At 61.5% G+C, this 17,055-nt stretch carries 18 protein-coding genes; 11 read left to right on the top strand and 7 right to left on the bottom strand.

Annotated elements, in window-relative coordinates:
* The first annotated feature begins 649 nt into the window (after nucleotides 1-649).
* The 10 genes from ACYQ47_RS09855 (at nucleotide 650) to ACYQ47_RS09810 (ending at nucleotide 7,402) form a co-directional block, all read left to right on the top strand.
* Nucleotides 650-1,069, top strand: a complete 420-nt coding sequence (locus ACYQ47_RS09855; protein WP_309847340.1) for a flagellar hook assembly protein FlgD — start codon at nucleotides 650-652, stop codon at nucleotides 1,067-1,069.
* A 25-nt stretch (nucleotides 1,070-1,094) separates the two neighbouring features.
* Nucleotides 1,095-2,288, top strand: a complete 1,194-nt coding sequence (locus ACYQ47_RS09850; protein WP_459905261.1) for a flagellar hook protein FlgE — start codon at nucleotides 1,095-1,097, stop codon at nucleotides 2,286-2,288.
* The gene (locus ACYQ47_RS09845) at nucleotides 2,288-3,109 is read left to right on the top strand and encodes a FliM/FliN family flagellar motor C-terminal domain-containing protein (RefSeq protein WP_459905260.1); all 822 of its coding nucleotides are present in this window, start codon (nucleotides 2,288-2,290) and stop codon (nucleotides 3,107-3,109) included. The genes ACYQ47_RS09850 and ACYQ47_RS09845 overlap by 1 nt, the downstream gene beginning before the upstream one ends.
* A 6-nt stretch (nucleotides 3,110-3,115) precedes the next feature.
* A complete protein-coding gene (gene fliN / locus ACYQ47_RS09840; RefSeq protein WP_459905259.1) occupies nucleotides 3,116-3,493 on the top strand; it encodes a flagellar motor switch protein FliN in 378 nt (125 codons plus the stop codon).
* The gene (locus ACYQ47_RS09835) at nucleotides 3,471-3,869 is read left to right on the top strand and encodes a flagellar biosynthetic protein FliO (RefSeq protein ID WP_244830723.1); all 399 of its coding nucleotides are present in this window, start codon (nucleotides 3,471-3,473) and stop codon (nucleotides 3,867-3,869) included. The genes fliN and ACYQ47_RS09835 overlap by 23 nt, the downstream gene beginning before the upstream one ends.
* Nucleotides 3,866-4,654: a flagellar type III secretion system pore protein FliP gene (fliP, locus tag ACYQ47_RS09830; protein ID WP_244830725.1), complete on the top strand. Its 789-nt coding sequence runs from the start codon at nucleotides 3,866-3,868 to the stop codon at nucleotides 4,652-4,654. Before ACYQ47_RS09835 ends, fliP begins: the two co-directional genes overlap by 4 nt.
* On the top strand, nucleotides 4,651-5,418 hold the full coding sequence (locus tag ACYQ47_RS09825) for a sigma-70 family RNA polymerase sigma factor (protein WP_459905258.1): 768 nt from the start codon (nucleotides 4,651-4,653) through the stop codon (nucleotides 5,416-5,418). The genes fliP and ACYQ47_RS09825 overlap by 4 nt, the downstream gene beginning before the upstream one ends.
* 2 nt (nucleotides 5,419-5,420) lie before the next feature.
* The gene (locus ACYQ47_RS09820; RefSeq protein WP_244830728.1) at nucleotides 5,421-5,984 is read left to right on the top strand and encodes a tetratricopeptide repeat protein; all 564 of its coding nucleotides are present in this window, start codon (nucleotides 5,421-5,423) and stop codon (nucleotides 5,982-5,984) included.
* 6 nt (nucleotides 5,985-5,990) lie between these two features.
* Nucleotides 5,991-6,371 (top strand): hypothetical protein, encoded by a 381-nt coding sequence (locus tag ACYQ47_RS09815; protein WP_459905256.1) that lies wholly within the window; start codon nucleotides 5,991-5,993, stop codon nucleotides 6,369-6,371.
* A 305-nt stretch (nucleotides 6,372-6,676) separates the two neighbouring features.
* Nucleotides 6,677-7,402 carry a class II aldolase and adducin N-terminal domain-containing protein gene (locus tag ACYQ47_RS09810; RefSeq protein ID WP_250511069.1) on the top strand — a complete coding sequence of 242 codons (726 nt, stop codon included), beginning with the start codon at nucleotides 6,677-6,679 and terminating at the stop codon, nucleotides 7,400-7,402.
* 68 nt (nucleotides 7,403-7,470) lie between these two features.
* Here ACYQ47_RS09810 and ACYQ47_RS09805 read toward each other — a convergent pair whose 3' ends face one another.
* Entirely contained in the window at nucleotides 7,471-8,463 is a 993-nt protein-coding gene (locus tag ACYQ47_RS09805; RefSeq protein WP_459905255.1) for a D-2-hydroxyacid dehydrogenase family protein, read from the bottom strand.
* Between the two features lie 46 nt (nucleotides 8,464-8,509).
* Nucleotides 8,510-9,871 carry an MFS transporter gene (locus ACYQ47_RS09800; protein ID WP_459905254.1) on the bottom strand — a complete coding sequence of 454 codons (1,362 nt, stop codon included), beginning with the start codon at nucleotides 9,869-9,871 and terminating at the stop codon, nucleotides 8,510-8,512.
* Nucleotides 9,872-10,173: 302 nt separating this feature from the next.
* Between ACYQ47_RS09800 and ACYQ47_RS09795 the strand changes: the two genes are divergently transcribed.
* The gene (locus ACYQ47_RS09795; protein ID WP_459905252.1) at nucleotides 10,174-10,938 is read left to right on the top strand and encodes an alpha/beta fold hydrolase; all 765 of its coding nucleotides are present in this window, start codon (nucleotides 10,174-10,176) and stop codon (nucleotides 10,936-10,938) included.
* Nucleotides 10,939-10,960: 22 nt separating this feature from the next.
* On the opposite strand, the gene ACYQ47_RS09790 is transcribed toward ACYQ47_RS09795, so the two are convergent.
* The 5 genes from ACYQ47_RS09790 to ACYQ47_RS09770 are packed head-to-tail and all read right to left on the bottom strand — an operon-like array spanning nucleotide 10,961 to nucleotide 17,052.
* Complete coding sequence (locus ACYQ47_RS09790; protein WP_459905250.1) at nucleotides 10,961-11,899, bottom strand: hydroxymethylglutaryl-CoA lyase; 939 nt, start codon at nucleotides 11,897-11,899, stop codon at nucleotides 10,961-10,963.
* Nucleotides 11,900-11,914: 15 nt separating this feature from the next.
* On the bottom strand, nucleotides 11,915-13,276 hold the full coding sequence (locus ACYQ47_RS09785) for an MFS transporter (protein ID WP_244830742.1): 1,362 nt from the start codon (nucleotides 13,274-13,276) through the stop codon (nucleotides 11,915-11,917).
* 52 nt (nucleotides 13,277-13,328) lie between these two features.
* Nucleotides 13,329-14,141 (bottom strand): enoyl-CoA hydratase-related protein, encoded by an 813-nt coding sequence (locus tag ACYQ47_RS09780; protein WP_310392002.1) that lies wholly within the window; start codon nucleotides 14,139-14,141, stop codon nucleotides 13,329-13,331.
* A complete protein-coding gene (locus tag ACYQ47_RS09775; RefSeq protein WP_459905247.1) occupies nucleotides 14,138-15,307 on the bottom strand; it encodes a CaiB/BaiF CoA transferase family protein in 1,170 nt (389 codons plus the stop codon). The genes ACYQ47_RS09780 and ACYQ47_RS09775 overlap by 4 nt, the downstream gene beginning before the upstream one ends.
* Nucleotides 15,304-17,052 carry a hydantoinase B/oxoprolinase family protein gene (locus ACYQ47_RS09770; RefSeq protein ID WP_244830748.1) on the bottom strand — a complete coding sequence of 583 codons (1,749 nt, stop codon included), beginning with the start codon at nucleotides 17,050-17,052 and terminating at the stop codon, nucleotides 15,304-15,306. Before ACYQ47_RS09770 ends, ACYQ47_RS09775 begins: the two co-directional genes overlap by 4 nt.
* Nucleotides 17,053-17,055 lie beyond the last annotated feature (3 nt).

Here is a 17,055-nt window from a genome sequence, read left to right as displayed (position 1 = left end):
ACTAAGCAGTCAGTTGGTGATGCAGTCGCGTTCTCCAGTACATTGCGCAGCCTCGAGCGTGACATGTGGCGCGGCGCCGCGTCGGGCAGCAAGCCAGGCGCTGCGGCGCTGCGCCTTCATTCATCGATGCGCCTCGAAGAACGCGCTCGCGTACACATGGGCGCTATCGTGCCGCACGAACGAGCGTCCGAGCTCCTTAAGGAACGAACGCGCCCGCCGGCAGACGACGGAGAGCATGAAGGTGTTGCCAACACGCCCTCTTCAGACGATCCGTCGGCTCGAAGCGACGATGTCAAACCTAATCAGTACGGCATTTCGCCTGCGGCCTCGCCATTGCTGTTAGAGGCACGCGCCAGTCGGACTTCGCCGGCATGTGGGACTGAACCACGAAGACGCGCTGAAACGCTGACCCTCAGACGCGCGCCCGACACCGATGTCCAGTTGAGCCTTCTCACCGGCGAGTTGGACACCACGCTCGCAATTCGTTGCCCCGCCGACGCATCTCACGAACAGGATGCACTCGTGCGACACGCGCTCGAAGCCTTTAGAAGACACGGCGCGCAGCCTGCGAAAGTCATCGTGAACGGCGTCGCACGTGAGGTTGTCCACTTCGATCAACCAATTCATACCTTGACGAACAGAGGAAAGCATGGCCATCAGCCCTATCGGCTCTACCCAGAACGTGAACCGCGGCAACAACACCAGCCTGAGTTCGATGGGACTCGACATGCAGTCGCTGCTGCAGATCATCCTGACTCAGCTTACCTATCAGGACCCGCTCAAACCGGTCGATAACTTCGAGTTCGTTTCACAGCTTGCGCAGTTCACTTCGCTCGAACAAACGCGCCAGATGACCGACAAGATGGACAGTCTTCTATCGGTTCAGTCATCGGATCAGACGTTGTCCCTGCTCGGCCGAAATGTCGATGTTCAGACTGATACGTCGCTGCTTTCCGGCGTCGTCAAAAGCATCTCTTTGCAGGGAACTCAGCCGCAGTTGACCGTGGAAACCGCCGACGGGCAGTTCCTGACCAACGCGACGCTTACGCAAATCGTCACCGTGCGATAAGCGATCTTCCAACGGGAGTTTTTCGATGCTCGACAGTATCTACATTGGCATGAGCGGGCTGACCGCATACTCGCGCGGCCTGCAGACCATCAGCAACAACGTGGCGAACATGAACACGCCCAGCTTCAAGACCTCGACGCCACAATTCGAGGACGTCTACTATGGACAGCGCTTCGCACGCGATACGCCAGGCTCGGCAGCGACGTTGCGCTATGGCAGCGGCGTCGACTACGGGTATGCGGCGCTCAACATGTCGCAAGGCGACATCCGCAACAGCACGGGACAACTCGACCTCGCCATTCAGGGCAACGGCTTCCTCACGCTGCTCGACGGCGACATCGCACGCTACGCCCGGACTGGCCAGTTCACCACAAGCGACGACGGCTTTGTCGTCGACACGGTGAGCGGACTCAAGCTGGGCGCGCTCGACACGGCGGGTAAGCCGCAGCCTATTTCGATGACGGGCAAGCAGTCCAATTCGCCGAAAGCGACGAGCGTCGTCAAATTCACCGACAACCTCTCGCCGGGCTCGACGAACTTTTCGGTTCCCAATGTCGAGGTCTACGACTCCACGGGCGCGAAGCGCACCCTCGGCATCGCCTTCATGCCTGATTCCACGATCATGCCTGGCCGTTGGAAAGTAACGGTCACGGACGAAAACGGCTTGCCGGTCACCGAGAGTTCGTTGCAGTTCATTGGCGGAATGCCGATGCCCGGCGCGGATACGATCAACTTCACGCTGACGTCCGCGGACGCACCGCCCACCACCATCACGCTCGATTTCTCTAGTGGCGTCACGAACTTCTCGGCGGGCAGCACCTCCACGCTGCACATGACCGAGCAAGACGGCTATGCAACAGGCGCGCTGACCTCCATGTCCATCAACGAGGATGGACAGCTCGAGTGGCACTACTCGAATGGTCAGACAGACCACACGGGCGTCGTTGCTCTCGCCACTTTCGCCGATCCCGAGCGTCTCGTTCAGAGCGGTAAGGGCCTGTTCGACGCGGCTCACGCCGGTCCGCCAATCTATCGGGCAAGCGGTCAGGGCGGCGCCGGGCAACTGCTTTCCGGAAGCGTCGAGGCATCGAACGTCGACCTGTCGCGCGAGTTTGGACAGTTGATCCTGATTCAGCGCGGCTTTCAGGCGTCGTCGCAAGTGCTGACCACGGCCAATGAGATGATCATGCAACTCTTCCAGATGCGAGGACAGGGTTGATGTCGAAGGCAATTCGCTGGCGTCCGCTGGGTCCTGCCGATCTGGACCGCGCCCGTGATCTGGTTGGCGAAGCCATTACGAGCTGGCGTGATGACTGGTTTGGCACAAGAGGCATGGCCGCTATGCATCTTGAATCGGTGCGCCTGATTTCCAAGGACACGCCCTACGACTTCGCCCGCGCCCGCGCCGTGTCGCATGGCGGCTCCGCCGCGTCGTCTCCGTGGTGGAGCATCGACAGAAACGCGCGGCGCTTGCTCGCCGCGCTGGCGTTGGATCTAACCGGGCCTCTACCTATACCGGCAACGTCCGGCGCAGCGTGTCCGCTCACGACGCTCGGCGAGCGCATCATCGAGGAACTCGGCAACGCGTTATGCACCCTTTGCGATGGCACGCTTGCCGCCTGGACACCGCCTGAGCCCGCGCGTCTGCATGATGCGCCCGTAAGCGGCGTGCTGTTGCGGCTCGTCGCGGCCTGCGGCGATGCGTTATGCGAGATCGTCTGTCCTGCACCGCTGATCTTGGATCGCCCTGTCACGCGGCGAGAACCGACTCGCGCGAATCCACTTACATCTGCGTACGACGCCCTGGCTACCACGACGGTACGGATATCCGCCAGTCTCGGGCACGCGCAATTGTCCTTACATCAACTGCTCGATCTCGCCCCAGGTGATGTGATCACCGTCGATCGCAAACTGCATGATCCCATCGCGCTCGTGGTTTCGTCGTTGAACACGCGCGAAAGACCACCGTTCGCATACGGCCGCCTCGGTCGCACCAGCGACAAACTCTCGATTCAATTAGCCACGCCCACATCCCTGTAGAAAAGCATGACGAATTCCGCCCAGAACGCTCGCGCTGCGATGGCGCAAGACGAGGACATGATCACGGTCGATGCAATCGACCTGCCAATGTTCGACCCTTCTTCGAACCTGAACAGTATTTCGTCGCCCAATACGCGCTCGCTCGATCTCGTCGGCGACGTGAAGATCACGCTCGACATTCACCTTGGTTCCGCAACAACATCGATTGGTGAACTGATGGCGCTCACGCCAGGCTCGGTCGTCGAACTTGAACGGCATCTTGGCGATCCGGTGGACGTTTTACTGAACGATCGCGTCGTTGGCCGCGCAGAAATCGTCGCCGTCGGCGACTGCTTCGGCATCCGCATGGTCGAGATACTCAATGGCGCCCGTGGCAGCGTCTGAACTCGCGGCGAGCGCTCCGTCCGCGGCAGCCTGGCGGGGCCTCCCCCTCAAAGACGCCGCCCAGTCCATGCATGCGCTCGGCGGAGTACTGGGGCATGACGGCGTGAGTCCGCTACGAGTCGTCGCGGCGCTCGCATCGTGTCTCTTGGTGGGCATCGTGATCATCGTATTGATGCGGCGAAGCGGACATTTCGCCATTGCCCGGCGCAGCGCCACCGCGTCGCACGTCCGGATACTGCAAAGCGTGCGCCTCAATTCCCGAACCACGCTCTATGTACTGGCTCATGGCGATGTGGAAATCATCATTGCCAGCGACGCAGGCGGCGTCAAGACCCTTCACACCGCTAGCTCATCGAAGCAGGAGCCAAGGCCTTGAACTTCTATCGCCTGATACATACGCTGGCGTTGTGCCTGATCGTTTGTTTTTCGTTTGCAAGCGCGCCACGAGCCGTAGCCCATGCCCGTCCTGCGCAAGCGCAGCCGCTGACTTTCTCCATCTCCGACTCCGTCAGCAAACAGTATTCGGCCGGCGACGCCACCTCGAACACCGTGCGCATGGCCGCGCTTCTGACCGTACTCAGCGTGGGTCCCGCGCTTGTGATTTCAATGACGGCGTTCATCCGGATCATCGTCGTGTTGTCGATGATCCGTCATGCGTTCGGCATGCCGGAAACACCGCCCACGCCGGTGCTGATCAGCCTTGCGCTCTTCCTTACCGTTTTCGCGATGTTGCCCACGCTCGAGGCCGTCAATCACGATGCTTTTCAACCCTTCATGAGCGGCCATATCGGTCTCAATGACGCGCTGGCGCGAGGTGCCGCGCCCTTGCGCGACTTCATGCTGAGGCAAGTCCGAGACGACGAATTGAAGCTGACGTATGAGTTGTCGGGTAAAGCGCTGCCTCAGACACCTGCGGAAGTGAGCTTGTTGCAATTGACGCCGGCGTTCATCCTCAACGAACTGCGCGTTGCATTTCAGATTGGTTTCGTCGTCTTGCTGCCGTTCTTGTTGATCGACCTCGTGGTATCGAGCGTACTGCTCTCGCTCGGCATGATGATGGTTCCACCGGCAACGATCTCCTTGCCGCTCAAGGTGCTGATGTTCGTGCTCATCGACGGCTGGGGACTCGTGCTGCGCGGCGTCCTGGGCAGCTTCCGATGACGGATCCCGACAGCGAGGTCATTACGCCTTCTGCTCGTTCGGGCGATGCGCTATTGTGGGAGCGTTTCACAGCCACGCGCTCCGTGGAGGCGCGCGAAGCCATATTTCTGCGCTACATGCCCTACGCTCGCGCGCTCGCGGCGCAGTTGTACGCCGGACGACATCGCAATGACGTGGACTTCAACGATTTCAGACAACTTGCGTTGGTCGGCTTACTGGAAGCAATCGATCGTTTCGATAGCGTGCGGTCCGTTTCCTTCGAGACCTTCTGCACGCAACGCGTCAAGGGCGCGGTGCTGGATGGCGTGCAAAAGCTGACAGATGCACAGGAGCAGATATCGTTCATGAGGCGCGCGCAGCGTGAGCGTATTGCTTCGCTCGAAGATCGATCCGACCGAGACATCGACGCGAAACGCGACACCTTCGACCACTTGACGCAGCTTACCGCCGGGCTCGCAATAGGTTACATGCTCGACGACACCGGCATGCTTGCCGGAGAAAAAGACAAACCAAGCCCGGCGCCTGCGCCATGGCACGGCGTGGCATGGCGACAAACGCGTGACCGTTTGCTCGACGCCGTTTCCGGCATGGTCGAACGTGATCGAAAGATCATTCAGTATCACTATTTCAACGGCATGCGTTTCGAGCAGATCGCGAACATACTAGGCATTAGCCGCGCGCGAGTCTCGCAACTGCATCACGCCGCGCTGGCACACCTGCGTGAAGAGCTCGGCGGCTCACGTCACCTCTATACGATCGGATAACAATGACTGACAACCTGCCTTCGCGTTTGCACGCGCATATCGACGAAATCAGCCATGCGCTGACACGACCGGGTATCGATGGAACGCGACTGCTCCACGATGCACTAGAGCGCTTCCCCCACGACGATCGCCTATGGTTTTTTCTCGGCGCGCACCTGGCCAGCGCCGGAGACCAAGATGGAGCGCGCGACGCGTTCGTGCGCTGCCTTGCCGAAAACCCCGAGTTTCACGCTGGTTCATTCATGCTTGGCTTTTTGGAACTCATGACTGGACACGTGGATCGAGCGAAGCATGTCTGGTACCCGCTCGATCAACTTCCCGCGCAAGATTCTTTGAAGCTTGTCGCGCAAGGCTTGACGCTGCTCACCCACGACGATCTGGACGGAGCCTCGGAACAGCTCTCGCGCGCCCTCCAGGCCAATACCGCTTTTCTGCCTTTGAACGGTTATGTGAGCGCGGTACTCGCGGGAATCGAAGAGAGCAAGGCCGACGCAGAAACCGACGGGAAGGTTTCTGCTAATCATTTGCTGCTGGCGGGCTATCTCGGCAGTGTCGCGAGACATTAAGAAGGTATGGAGATGGATTCCGTGTCTACTTTGAATCAGGTCATGGCGCTGTTACGCCAGCAAGCGCGCGGACATGATCGGACGCCAAGCGGCGCCTGCCCGTTGTCCGGTGAGCCAAGCGATCCTTCGAGTCCGTTTGCACATCCGGGCGCCAAGGACGTCGGCTCCACGTTGAAGGAGAAGCTGGCCACACTGCAGGCAAGCGGAGTCACCGATGCGCACACACTCACGCGCTTCGCCGTGGAAACTGTTCTGGACCAGGCGTTCGGTCAGTCTCTGAGAAACGATCCACGATTTCAGGCGATGGTAGATGTGGTTCATCTCGCGCTCATGGACCACGAAAACAGTCGCGCGTTGTTCGAGCGTTTGTTGGCGGGGTTGGCCTGAGCGCTACACCCTCTGTCCACTGAATCGGGAAAACAGTATTTCTTCTTTAATTTGATTTGTTAGATTGATCTCGCAGCGAGCCCATGAGGCAAACGCACCTTTTTCATGCGCTAGACGCATGCATCTGTCCGCTGCTCGTCTGCCGCAGCCGGAAACGGAGCACCCGCCGCGAGGAATTCAATCATGGATATGCATCGCAAGCAGCGCCAATTTCATCGCGCACAAGCTGCATCAGCATCGAGCTTGAAAAGCCCGCTATCCATATGATTGCCCGCTCCCTCACCTCGACACCGGATACCCGACTCATGAACGAACGCCAGCTTCGTATCGATCTCGCTGCCGCATTCCGATGCTTCGCCCGGCTGGGCATGCACGAGGCCGTCGCGAATCACTTCAGCGCGGCCGTATCGCCAGATGGACGCAAGTTTCTGATGAACCCGAAGTGGGTGCATTTCTCGCGCATCCGCGCAAGCGACCTGCTGTTGCTCGATGCCGACGACGCCGACGACCTGGCCGGCCGCGACGATATCGATCCCACCGCGTGGGCCATCCACGGACAGCTTCACAAGCTCGCTCCGCATATCCGCGTGGCGATGCATCTGCATCCGATTCACGCTACCGCGCTCGCATGTCTCGCCGACCCGGAGATCAAGCCGGTCGAACAAAACACGGCGCGTTACTTCAATCGCGTTGCGCTCGATACGTCCTTCGGTGGCATGGCCGATACCGCGGCAGAAGGCGCGCGTCTGGCCGGCCTACTCGGTGACAAGTCGCGCTTGATGATGGGAAATCACGGCGTCATGGTGACATCTTCGACCGTTGGTGAAGCGTATGACGACATGTACACGCTCGAACGCGCCTGCCAGATTCTGTGCATGGCGTATGCAACAGGACAACCGCTGAAACTGCTGTCGCCAGAAGTCGCCGAGAAGACGGCGCGCGACTGGGAAGGCATTGCGGATTTCTCCCTCGCGCACTTCGAAGAGATGAAGCGCATTCTGGACAAGGAAGACCCGTCCTACGCCGACTGAGATGAAGCCGTTTCGCGACACCGCGGCGCAACTCGAACGGCCTCGCGCAGCGTCGAGGCAAGTACGCTTCAAACGCCGACCGCAGGCTCGTAGCCAATCTCTCGCTTGTCGGCGGTGATCACTCGAATGGGCTTGCCTTCGATCCACGCGCGAATATTCTCGACCGATTCGCCATAGTAGATGGCGTACGAGTCCTCGGTCACGTAACCGATGTGGGATGTCGCGATCACGTTGCTCATCGAGCGAAGGGAATGCCCGGCGGGCAGTGGCTCCATATCGTAGACATCGAGCGCCGCGCCCGCAATCTGTCCGCGCTGCAACGCCTCGATCAACGCTCGTTCGTTGACGATGGGTCCGCGCGCCGTGTTCACCAAAAGCGCATTCGGCTTCATGGTGGCGAGTTCCGCCGCGCCTATCAGGTCTCGCGTGCGCTCCGACAAGCGGACGTGAATGGAAAGAATATCGCTTCGTGCAAGCAGTTCTTCCTTTGTCACATAGGTCGCGCCATGCTTGGCGGCCGCCTCCGGCGTCATGTTCTGGCTCCACGCAATCGTCTTCATGCCGAACGCCTGTGCCACGCGGGCGGTCACGCTGCCGGAATAACCCAGCCCGAGAAGACCGATCGTCTTGCCGTTGAGATCGCGGCCGACCGACACTTGCCAGCCTCCTTCGCGAAACGAAGCCGCCTCGCTGGGAATGTGGCGCGCCGCCGCGAGGATGAGCGCCCAGGTGTGCTCCGCCGCAGCCGTCAACGAAGAAGCCGTCGCGCAGACCATGATACCGAGTTCGTCGGCGGCTTCGATATCGATAGCCGCATTCCACGGCCCCGTGCTCGCAAGCAGCTTCAGGTTCTCGAGCTTCGACAGGACGTTTCGCGTGAAGCGGGTGCGCTCGCGCATGACGCAGAGAATGTCATACGGGCGAAGACGTTCGATGAGTTCCGCTTCGTCATCGATATGGTCGGTGAACACATCGATTTCGGCGTGCTCTCGCAAGCCGTTCCAGTTGCCGAACTTGAGCGATGTATTCTGGAAGTCATCGAGAATGGCGATCTTGTGCATGAGCGTCGTGTTTTCGTGAGAATGTATAGAGAGCGTGTCGGTCATCTCAAACCGGCTTGCTTGTCTGCGGCTTGAACCCTACGAGCATGACGATGATCCCGAGGACGAGTATCGCCGTCATCACGTAGAGGCCGCTCACGAGCGTGCCGGTCATCGTCTTGAGCCAGCCGATCACGAATGGGCTGCAAAAGCCGCTGAGCAAGCCGATGCAATTGACGAACGCAATGCTTGCCGCCGCAGCAGGCGAGCCATGAAGATAATCCGCGGCGAGCGACCAGATCAGCACGTTGGTCGCGAAGATGCCGATCGATGCAAAGGTCAGCAAGGCGACGGTCAAGGCCGGCGAGTTCGTCGGATGCGACACGAGAAGCAACGCCACCGCACCCACTACACCCGCGCAGGCCGCGTGCCAGCGCCGTTCGAGCATGCGGTCGGAACTGCGGCTGATAGCCACCATGCCGATAGCGCCCATGGCGTAGGGAATCGTCGAAAGCCAGCCCAATTGCGAGAGGTTCGAGATGCCTGAATCTTTCATGACGGTAGGAAGCCAGAAAGTCACCGAATACGTTCCGCAGACAAACGCAAAGTCGATGAAGGCAAGCATATAGACCTTCGGGTCCGCAAGCGCATCCGCAAGGCGTCCGTGACCGCGATGTTCATTCTTGCGCTTGCGTTCGGTCTCGACGAGAAAGCCATCGCGAAGCACTTTCTTTTCTGATTCGCTGAGCCAGCGCGCCTTGTCGATATTGTCGTCCAGCAAGAACAACGTGACGATGCCAAGCGCCACGGCCGGCAACGCCTCGACGATATAAAGCCATTGCCATCCCGCCATGTTGGCGACATGCGCGAGTTGCGTCATCGCCCATCCCGAGACGGGACCGCCAACCAGACCCGCGACCGGAAAGCCGACCATGAAGCAGGCGATGATCACGCCGCGCCGCTTCTCCGGAAACCACGAGCTCAGATAAAAGATGACGCCTGGAAAGAAGCCCGCCTCGAAGACGCCGAGCAGCAACCGCACGGCGTAGAACTCGGTGACGTTCGTCACGAACGCCGTGCACATGCCGACGATTCCCCAGCAGATCATGATGCGCGCAATCGTCTTCTTGGCGCCCACCCGCCTGAGCAACATGGCGCTCGGTACTTCCAGCAGACAGTACGAGAGAAAGAAGATGCCGGCGCCGAGACCGTAGACGCTGTCGCTGAAACCGAGCGCGTTCTGCATCTGCAGTTTCGCAAAGCCGACATTGATGCGGTCCAGAAAAGCCACGACGTAGCAAACGAACAGCAATGGCACGATGCGAAGCGTGACGCGCAGATAGAGCGCCCGCTCTTCGGCGCTCGACGTCGAGACGGTTGATGATTCGTCGGATACCGCCGGCTCGGGTTCAACAAAGGTACGATTCACAGCGTGTCTCCTTCGTTCGATAGTGTCTCTCTCTATCCCGACGTCTGCGCGGCTTTTAATCGGCTGCCGCTGCGCGGAACCTCGGACCGGTCCAGTGTAAAGAGGCCGCGCTCAGGCGAGATAATGAAACCTTCCGATCAGGTGAGATGCGCGGGTTATATCGGTGATAACCAGTATCGAACGTAATGACACCCAGCGCGGATTCACTGGCTATTTGCGCTTTACAACTTACGCGCAGCCGTCGCAGAATGCGGCCTTCAGTGCTGACGTTCACGCATGACCGTTTCCGGAGCCAGACATCGATGCATGATTCATCGGCAGAGCAGGTTCGTCCCGCCGCACCGCGATACACCTTCGTCCTCATTCATGGCGCGTGGCATGGCGGCTGGTGCTGGCGCTTCGTCGCCGACAAGCTGATCGCGCGCGGTCATCGTGTCTTCGCGCCGACACTGACGGGGCTGGGTGAACGGCGGCATCTGCTGGAAGCCGCGACGTCGCTTGATGTCTGCATCGAAGATATAAAGAATCTGATCGATGCCGAAGAGCTCTTGAACATCGTCATGGTAGGTCACAGCTTCGGCGGACTGGTGGCTTCGGGCGTCGCGGACCGCATGCCTCACGCAATACGTTCGCTCGTCATGCTGGACGCGTTGCTCGTCGATAACGGGCAAGCTGCTTTCGATGTGCTACCGCCGGAGGTGGTGCGCGAGCGCATGGAATCCGTTCAGGTGAGCGATCAGCCGCTGGCGATGCCCGTCAACGGATTGAAGGGCACCGGAATTCCGGAAGATCATGCACGCGCCGCGTGGGTGCAAAGGCGCCTGACGCCTCACCCGCTCGCAACCTACACCACGCCGCTCGACTTACAGCATCCGCTCGGCAATGGGCTGCCGTGTACCTACGTGCATTGCACGAACCCTTCATACGAGACGCTCGAACCCGTGCGCGAACGCATCAAGGGTTTGCCCGCGTGGAATTGGGAGACCATCGACACGGGACACGACGCGATGGTGCTCGCGCCGGATCTGCTCGTCGATCTGCTGGAGAAGCTCGCCTTGAACGCGTGAGGGTGAACACCAGCGGCGAGCCCTAAGCCGCCACGGCTTCCCCTGCTCGCACGAACGTCTTCGGCAAGCCTGCACGCGCAATGGCGCCTGTGAATGGTTCGCCCGGCAACCACGCGGCAATCGTCTCGCGTATCGCCAGCAACTTGTCTATGTCGATGCCCGTGGTCATGCCCTGCGCTTCGAGCATGAACACCGTGTCTTCGGTGTTGATGTTGCCCGTGGCGTTCGGCGCGAACGGACATCCGCCGAGTCCGCCGAGCGAAGAGTCGAACGCACGCACACCCGCATCGAGTGCGGCCATAACGTTGGCCAAACCGAGTCCGCGTGTATCGTGGAAATGACACGCAACCGGCAAGGGCCCCGCAAGCTCCATGACGCGACGCATGAGCGCATAGACCTGCGCGGGATTCGCATAGCCGACCGTATCGGCGATGGTGATTTCCTGCGCGCCCGCCTCGATCAACGTTTCGACCAGCCCGAGCACGATGCCTTCATCCACCTCACCGGCAATGGTGCAGCCGAACGCCGTCGCCACGCCTGCGCCCAGCACGACGCGCCGGCCGAGTTCGTCACGCGCCGCCGCAATCCGCACGAAGTCTTCGACGGATTCCGCCGTGCTGCGCCGAACGTTCTTCAGGTTGTGCTCGTTGCTCGCGGACAGCACGTAGTGGACCTTGTTCAAGCCGACATCGAAGGCACGCTGCGCTCCCTTCAAGTTCGGCACGAGCGCTGCCGCGTGCAATCCCTCGATGGCAAGCGCGCCTGTCGCCACCTCGACCGCATCGGCAAATTGCGGCACGATCTTCGGCGGCACGAAGGACGTCACTTCGATATCGGTCACGCCCGCATCCACCATGCGCGCGCACCATTCGAGCTTTTGCGCGGCGCCGAGAATGGTGCGGACCATCTGGAGGCCGTCGCGCAAGCCGACTTCACGTATCTGTACTGCTACGTCTTTCATTTCCACTCCCTTCGTTCAGATGGTTGCATCCGGTACGCGTTCACCGCCTTCCTCGGCGCGTCCTTCGCTCACGGGCGCGCTCGATGTGGACGGCGCAAGCACGACAGCCGCGATGGCGCCGAGCACCATCAGCGTGGCAATCGCGCCAAGGCCGCCTGCCATGCTGTTGGTCATCGTCTTGATGGAGCCGATGATCATCGGGCTCACGAAGCCGCCGAGCAGACCCACGCAATTGATCACCGCCACGCCGCCCGCCGCGCCGCTGCCACGGATGTAATCCGTCGAGATTGCCCAGATGAGCGGGTTGGGCGCGAGTATGCCCGCGGTCGCCACCGAGAGCGCCGCAAGCGACAGCGCGAGATTGCCGGTCGTGAACGCCGCGACGACGAGTCCCGCGGCACCGAAGATCATGGCGATGGCGCAATGCCAGCGGCGCTCCATCGTGCGGTCCGAATGACGGTTGAGCATGATGAGCGCGACCCAACTCACGAAATACGGAATGGCGGAATAGCAGCCGATCTGCAACGCGCTCGACACGCCCGCGCTCTTGATGAGCGTCGGCAGCCAGAAGCCGATGGCGAACACGCCGGCAATCTGCGTGAACCACACGAAGCCCATCACGTAGACGCGAAAGTCCGTGAGCGTGCGTCCGAACGTGTGCTCCTCGTGCTTCGCCGACACGCTCGAACTCTTGCGGATATCCGCGAGCACGACGGCCTTTTCGCTTTCCGTGAGCCACTTCGCCTGCTGCGGGCCGTCATCGAGATAAAAGAACGCCACCACGCCCAGCACGGTCGCGGGCAAGCCTTGCACGATGAACATCCATTGCCAGCCGTGCAGACCGAAGTAGCCGTTGAAGTACGTCATGAGCGCACCGGACAGCGGCCCGCCGAACAAGCCCGCAATGCCCGTTGCACACGTGAAGAGCGCGATGACCTTGGCGCGCCGTTCGACCGGATACCAGCGCGTGAGATAAAAGATCACGCCCGGATAAAGCCCCGCTTCGGCAAGCCCAAGAAAGAAGCGCACGGTGTAGAGATGCGAAGGCAGCGTGACGAATGCCGTGCCCGCCGCGATCAAGCCCCACAGGATCATGATGCGTGAGAACGTCCGCTTCACACCGATGCGCGCCAAGAGCAAGTTGCTCGGCACTTCCATCAGCACGTAGCCGAGGAAGAAGATGCCCGCGCCGATGCTGTATGTGAGATCGCTGAAGCCGACATCGTGCTTCATGTCGAGCTGCGCAATGCCTATGTTGATGCGGTCGAGAAACGCGAACACATAGCACAGGAACAGGAACGGGATGAGCCGGCGCGTGATCTTGCCATACGTCGCTTCGGCTTTCGGCATGTCGAAGCTGCCGATGTTGGGGGTCATGTCTGTCTCCTCCGGTTATCCGGGTATAGGTATGCCGGCTGTTGCGTTCGAACTAAACGCCCTTGAATCGCGGTGCGCGCTTCTCGTTGTACGCGCTGATGCCTTCTAGACGGTCCGCCGTCGGAATCAGCCGGTTATAGGCTTCGATTTCCAGATAAAGGCCCGTGCGCAAGTCGCCCTGCATGCCGAGGTCGACCGCCTTCTTGGCTTGCGCGACGGACAGCGGTGCGCTCGTGCAGATGTCGCGGGCGGCGTCGATGGCATCGGCGAGCACGCCGCCCGGCTCGCAAAGACGATTGACGACGCCCCACGCCAATGCTTCCTGCGCCGTGAATTTCGCTCCCCGGAAGATCAGTTCCTTCGCGCGGCGGGCGCCGATGGTGCGCGGCAATTGCTGCGTGCCGCCGCCGCCCGGCATGATGCCGCGCTTCACTTCGGTGAAGCCGAAAACGGCATGTTCCGATGCATACGCGAAATCGCAGGCGAGCAGCAGTTCGAGTCCGCCCGCGACCGCCGCGCCGTTCGCCGCGCAGATGATCGGCACGGGGCAATAGGTGATCGCGCGGTTCATGCGTTCGAACAGATAGTGCTGCACGCCGAAGTGCTCGTCGGTCATGCCTTCGCGTTCCTTGAGATCCGCGCCGCCGCAAAACGCACGCTCTCCCGCGCCCGTCAGAATGACGCAGCGATAGAGCGTGGGATCGGCTTCCAGCGCGCCGAAAACGCGGATGATCTCCTGTCCCATCGTCGTGCTGATCGCGTTCGACACATTCGGGCGGTTCAGGGTGACGACGAGAATTTGCTGATCGATGTCTTCGAGCGACAGCGTGTCGAGCGCGCCGCCAAGTTGCGATGCGAGTTTCAAGATGTCTCCAGTGGCGTCTTCGCCAGCAGATGGTTATGTTCGCCGAGCTTGGGCGTGATGCCCACATGCGCGGGCCGTGCCCCGCCGAACGATATCGGCACGCCGACGACCGTGGCCGCGCCATCGTCGGTCGTGCGCAAGAGGTCGAGCGCTTTCGTCTGCTCGTGCGCGACCACCTGATCGATGGTCTGGATGGGCCCGCACGGAATGCCCGCCCCGTCGAGCGCTTCGAGCCAGTGCGCGGTGCCGTGCTTGCGAAACTCGAGATGCAGCAAGTCGATGAGCGCGACGCGATGGCTCACGCGGGCGCCGTTGGTCACGAAGCGCGCATCGTCGGCGAGTGTCGGGATAGACAGTACGGCGCAGAGGCGGCGGAACAATCGGTCGTTACCGGCCGCGACCATGATCGTGCCATCCGCGCATTCGAACGCCTGATGCGGCACGATCGCAGCCGTTCCCGATCCCCAGCGGCCCGGCAGCACGCCTGAGGCGAGATAATCCGCGATCTGAATGCCGGCCCAGCTGATCGCGGTTTCGTACAGCGACACGGTGACGACCTCGCCCACGCCCGTCGCCTGGCGTCGGAAGAGCGCGGCCAGCACGCCGATTGCCGCCCACAAGCCGGTGCCCATGTCGTTGACCGACACCGGTATGCGCGAGAGCGGCTCGCCCGGCTGACCCAGAAAACTCATGAGACCCGAAAGCGCCTGCACGAGCGGATCGTAGCCGGGCTTGTCGCGCAGCGGTCCCGCCGTGCCGAACGCGCCGAGATTGCAATAGACGAGCGAGGGCTTCATGCGCAGCATCTGCTCGCCGCCGAGGCCGTACTTCTCCGTGCCGCCGGCCTTGAGATTCTGCAGAACGACATCGGCGCGGCGCTCGATCAGCGCACGCAATGCCTCCGCGTCGTCGCGATTCGATAGCGTCATCGCAATGCTCTTCTTGCCGTGGTTCACCGCATGAAACAGCGCGGCGGCGCCATCGACGAAGGGCGGGCCCCAGTCGCGCGCATAGTCGCCGCCTTCCGCGCTTTCGATCTTGATGACCTCCGCGCCCAACGAGCCGAGGATCATGCCCGCATAGGGCGCGGCAAGACTATGGCCGATCTCGACCACGCACACGCCCGCGAGCGGCAAGGTCGGGCTCATGGCTTCGCCCGCGCTCATTCCGCCGCCACCGCGAGCGATGCGACTGCCGGCTCTTCCGCTGCCGGCTGTGCGCTCGGACCGTAACGTTGCGCGGCGGCTTCGGCGCTGACGTAGCCATCGGCGATATCGGCTGCCACGAGCAACGGATCGCGCTCGTGCGGATCGCCATAACCACCGCTGCCTGCCGGCTGCACCGACACGCGATCGCCGCGATACACCACCGTCTGTCCGCCCTTCGCCGCTACCGCGTGCTCGCTGCCGTCCGCCCGCTGCACGATGCATTGAAAGCGCGTGCCCGCCATCCCGCCAAAATGGCCTTCGGGCGCCGAGCGTCCGCGTTCGCCGGAGACGGTGAAGGTCGCCTCGTCGTATTCGACGCGATAGACGCGCCGCGACGTCAGGCCGCCGCGTCTGCGTCCCGCGCCGCCGCTGTCGGTCACGAGCGACCATTCCTCGACGACGAGCGGCGATGTCGCCTCGATCATCTCGATGGACTGGCTGCCCGCGTTGCCCACGTACACACGCACACCGCTCACGCCATCCTTCTCGGCGCGCGCGCCCATGCCGCCCGCGTGGACGTCGTGCATCGTGACGAACTCCTGGCCGGTGCGGCCAATGCGCGCCGGGTCCGTGTCGCGTCCGCTGAAGATGCCCGCGCACGACGCGCAGTTGCTTTGCCCCGTGATGCGCTTGGGCACCGCGGGCGCGAGTGCCTTCAGAAGCAGATCGATCACGCGTGGCGACGTTTCCGTATTGCCCGACACGACCGAGGCCGGATAGCGGCAGTTCAGCACGCTGCCTTCGGGCGCGATGATCGTCACCGGTCGATAGCAACCCTGATTGATCGGAATGCCCGGGTCGGTCAGCGCCTTTACCGTGAACCAGGTGCTGTTGCAGGTGACCGACAGCGGACAGTTGATGCCGCCGCGCACTTGCGCGCCGGTGCCGGTGTAATCGAACGTGATGTGATCGCCCGTCTTCGTCACCTTGACCTTGAGAAGCGGACGCTCCTGTTTCCAGCCCGGCGCTTCGATCGGATCGAGATACTCCTCGGCTTCGTAGACGCCATCGGGAATACGCGCTATTTCCGCGCGAATCAGCTTCTCCGAGTGATCGAGGCTCTGGCTCATCACGTCGCGCAAGGCATCGGCGCCATACTTCGCAACCAGATCGCCGATACGCCGGTCGCCGACGAACGTGCCCGCGTATTGCGCCTGAATGTCGAGCCGTAACTCGTGCGCATTGCGGCTATTGCGCGTGAGCAGGTTGAGCATGTCCTGCACAGGCTCGTCATTGCGATACAGAAACACCGGCGGAATGCGGATACCTTCCGCGAACACGTCCCATGTGGTGACCGTATAGCTGCCCGGAGACTGCCCGCCGATATCGGTCCAGTGGCCGCGCGTCATCACGAAGGCGACGATCTTGCCATCGGCGAAAACGGGGCGCGTGAACTGCACGTCCGGTTGATGATTGCCGCCGCCGACATACGCGTCGTTGCTGACGATGACATCTCCGGGGCGCAAGTTCTCGCGTCCCATCGCCTCCACCGAGACGCGCGTCGAGATGACGGCGGAGCCGAGCATCGTCGGAATGTCGTTGCCTTGCGCGACGAGCTGCATGTCGGCGTCGAAGATCGCGGCGGACGAGTCGCCGCTCGCATGCATGAGCGGGCTGCCGGCGGTGCGCATCATCGCGATCTTCATTTCACGCGCGACGGCAAAGAGACTGCTGCGGATGATTTCGTAAGTAACAATATCCATGAG

This window comes from Caballeronia sp. HLA56, from assembly GCF_054655155.1.
Note: the sequence above shows the minus strand (reverse complement) of the source record. Positions and strands in the feature narration are given on the sequence as shown.

Excerpts from the sequence above, each read along its gene's own strand:
- ACYQ47_RS09855 (WP_309847340.1), top strand. The coding sequence starts at position 650 with ATGGCCATCAGCCCTATCGGCTCTACCCAGAACGTGAACCGCGGCAAC.
- ACYQ47_RS09850 (WP_459905261.1), top strand. The coding sequence starts at position 1,095 with ATGCTCGACAGTATCTACATTGGCATGAGCGGGCTGACCGCATACTCG.
- ACYQ47_RS09845 (WP_459905260.1), top strand. The coding sequence starts at position 2,288 with ATGTCGAAGGCAATTCGCTGGCGTCCGCTGGGTCCTGCCGATCTGGAC.
- fliN (WP_459905259.1), top strand. The coding sequence starts at position 3,116 with ATGACGAATTCCGCCCAGAACGCTCGCGCTGCGATGGCGCAAGACGAG.
- ACYQ47_RS09835 (WP_244830723.1), top strand. The coding sequence starts at position 3,471 with ATGGCGCCCGTGGCAGCGTCTGAACTCGCGGCGAGCGCTCCGTCCGCG.
- ACYQ47_RS09825 (WP_459905258.1), top strand. The coding sequence starts at position 4,651 with ATGACGGATCCCGACAGCGAGGTCATTACGCCTTCTGCTCGTTCGGGC.
- ACYQ47_RS09820 (WP_244830728.1), top strand. The coding sequence starts at position 5,421 with ATGACTGACAACCTGCCTTCGCGTTTGCACGCGCATATCGACGAAATC.
- ACYQ47_RS09815 (WP_459905256.1), top strand. The coding sequence starts at position 5,991 with ATGGAGATGGATTCCGTGTCTACTTTGAATCAGGTCATGGCGCTGTTA.
- ACYQ47_RS09810 (WP_250511069.1), top strand. The coding sequence starts at position 6,677 with ATGAACGAACGCCAGCTTCGTATCGATCTCGCTGCCGCATTCCGATGC.
- ACYQ47_RS09805 (WP_459905255.1), bottom strand. The coding sequence starts at position 8,463 with ATGCACAAGATCGCCATTCTCGATGACTTCCAGAATACATCGCTCAAG.
- ACYQ47_RS09795 (WP_459905252.1), top strand. The coding sequence starts at position 10,174 with ATGCATGATTCATCGGCAGAGCAGGTTCGTCCCGCCGCACCGCGATAC.
- ACYQ47_RS09790 (WP_459905250.1), bottom strand. The coding sequence starts at position 11,899 with ATGAAAGACGTAGCAGTACAGATACGTGAAGTCGGCTTGCGCGACGGC.
- ACYQ47_RS09785 (WP_244830742.1), bottom strand. The coding sequence starts at position 13,276 with ATGACCCCCAACATCGGCAGCTTCGACATGCCGAAAGCCGAAGCGACG.
- ACYQ47_RS09775 (WP_459905247.1), bottom strand. The coding sequence starts at position 15,307 with ATGAGCGCGGGCGAAGCCATGAGCCCGACCTTGCCGCTCGCGGGCGTG.
- ACYQ47_RS09770 (WP_244830748.1), bottom strand. The coding sequence starts at position 17,052 with ATGGATATTGTTACTTACGAAATCATCCGCAGCAGTCTCTTTGCCGTC.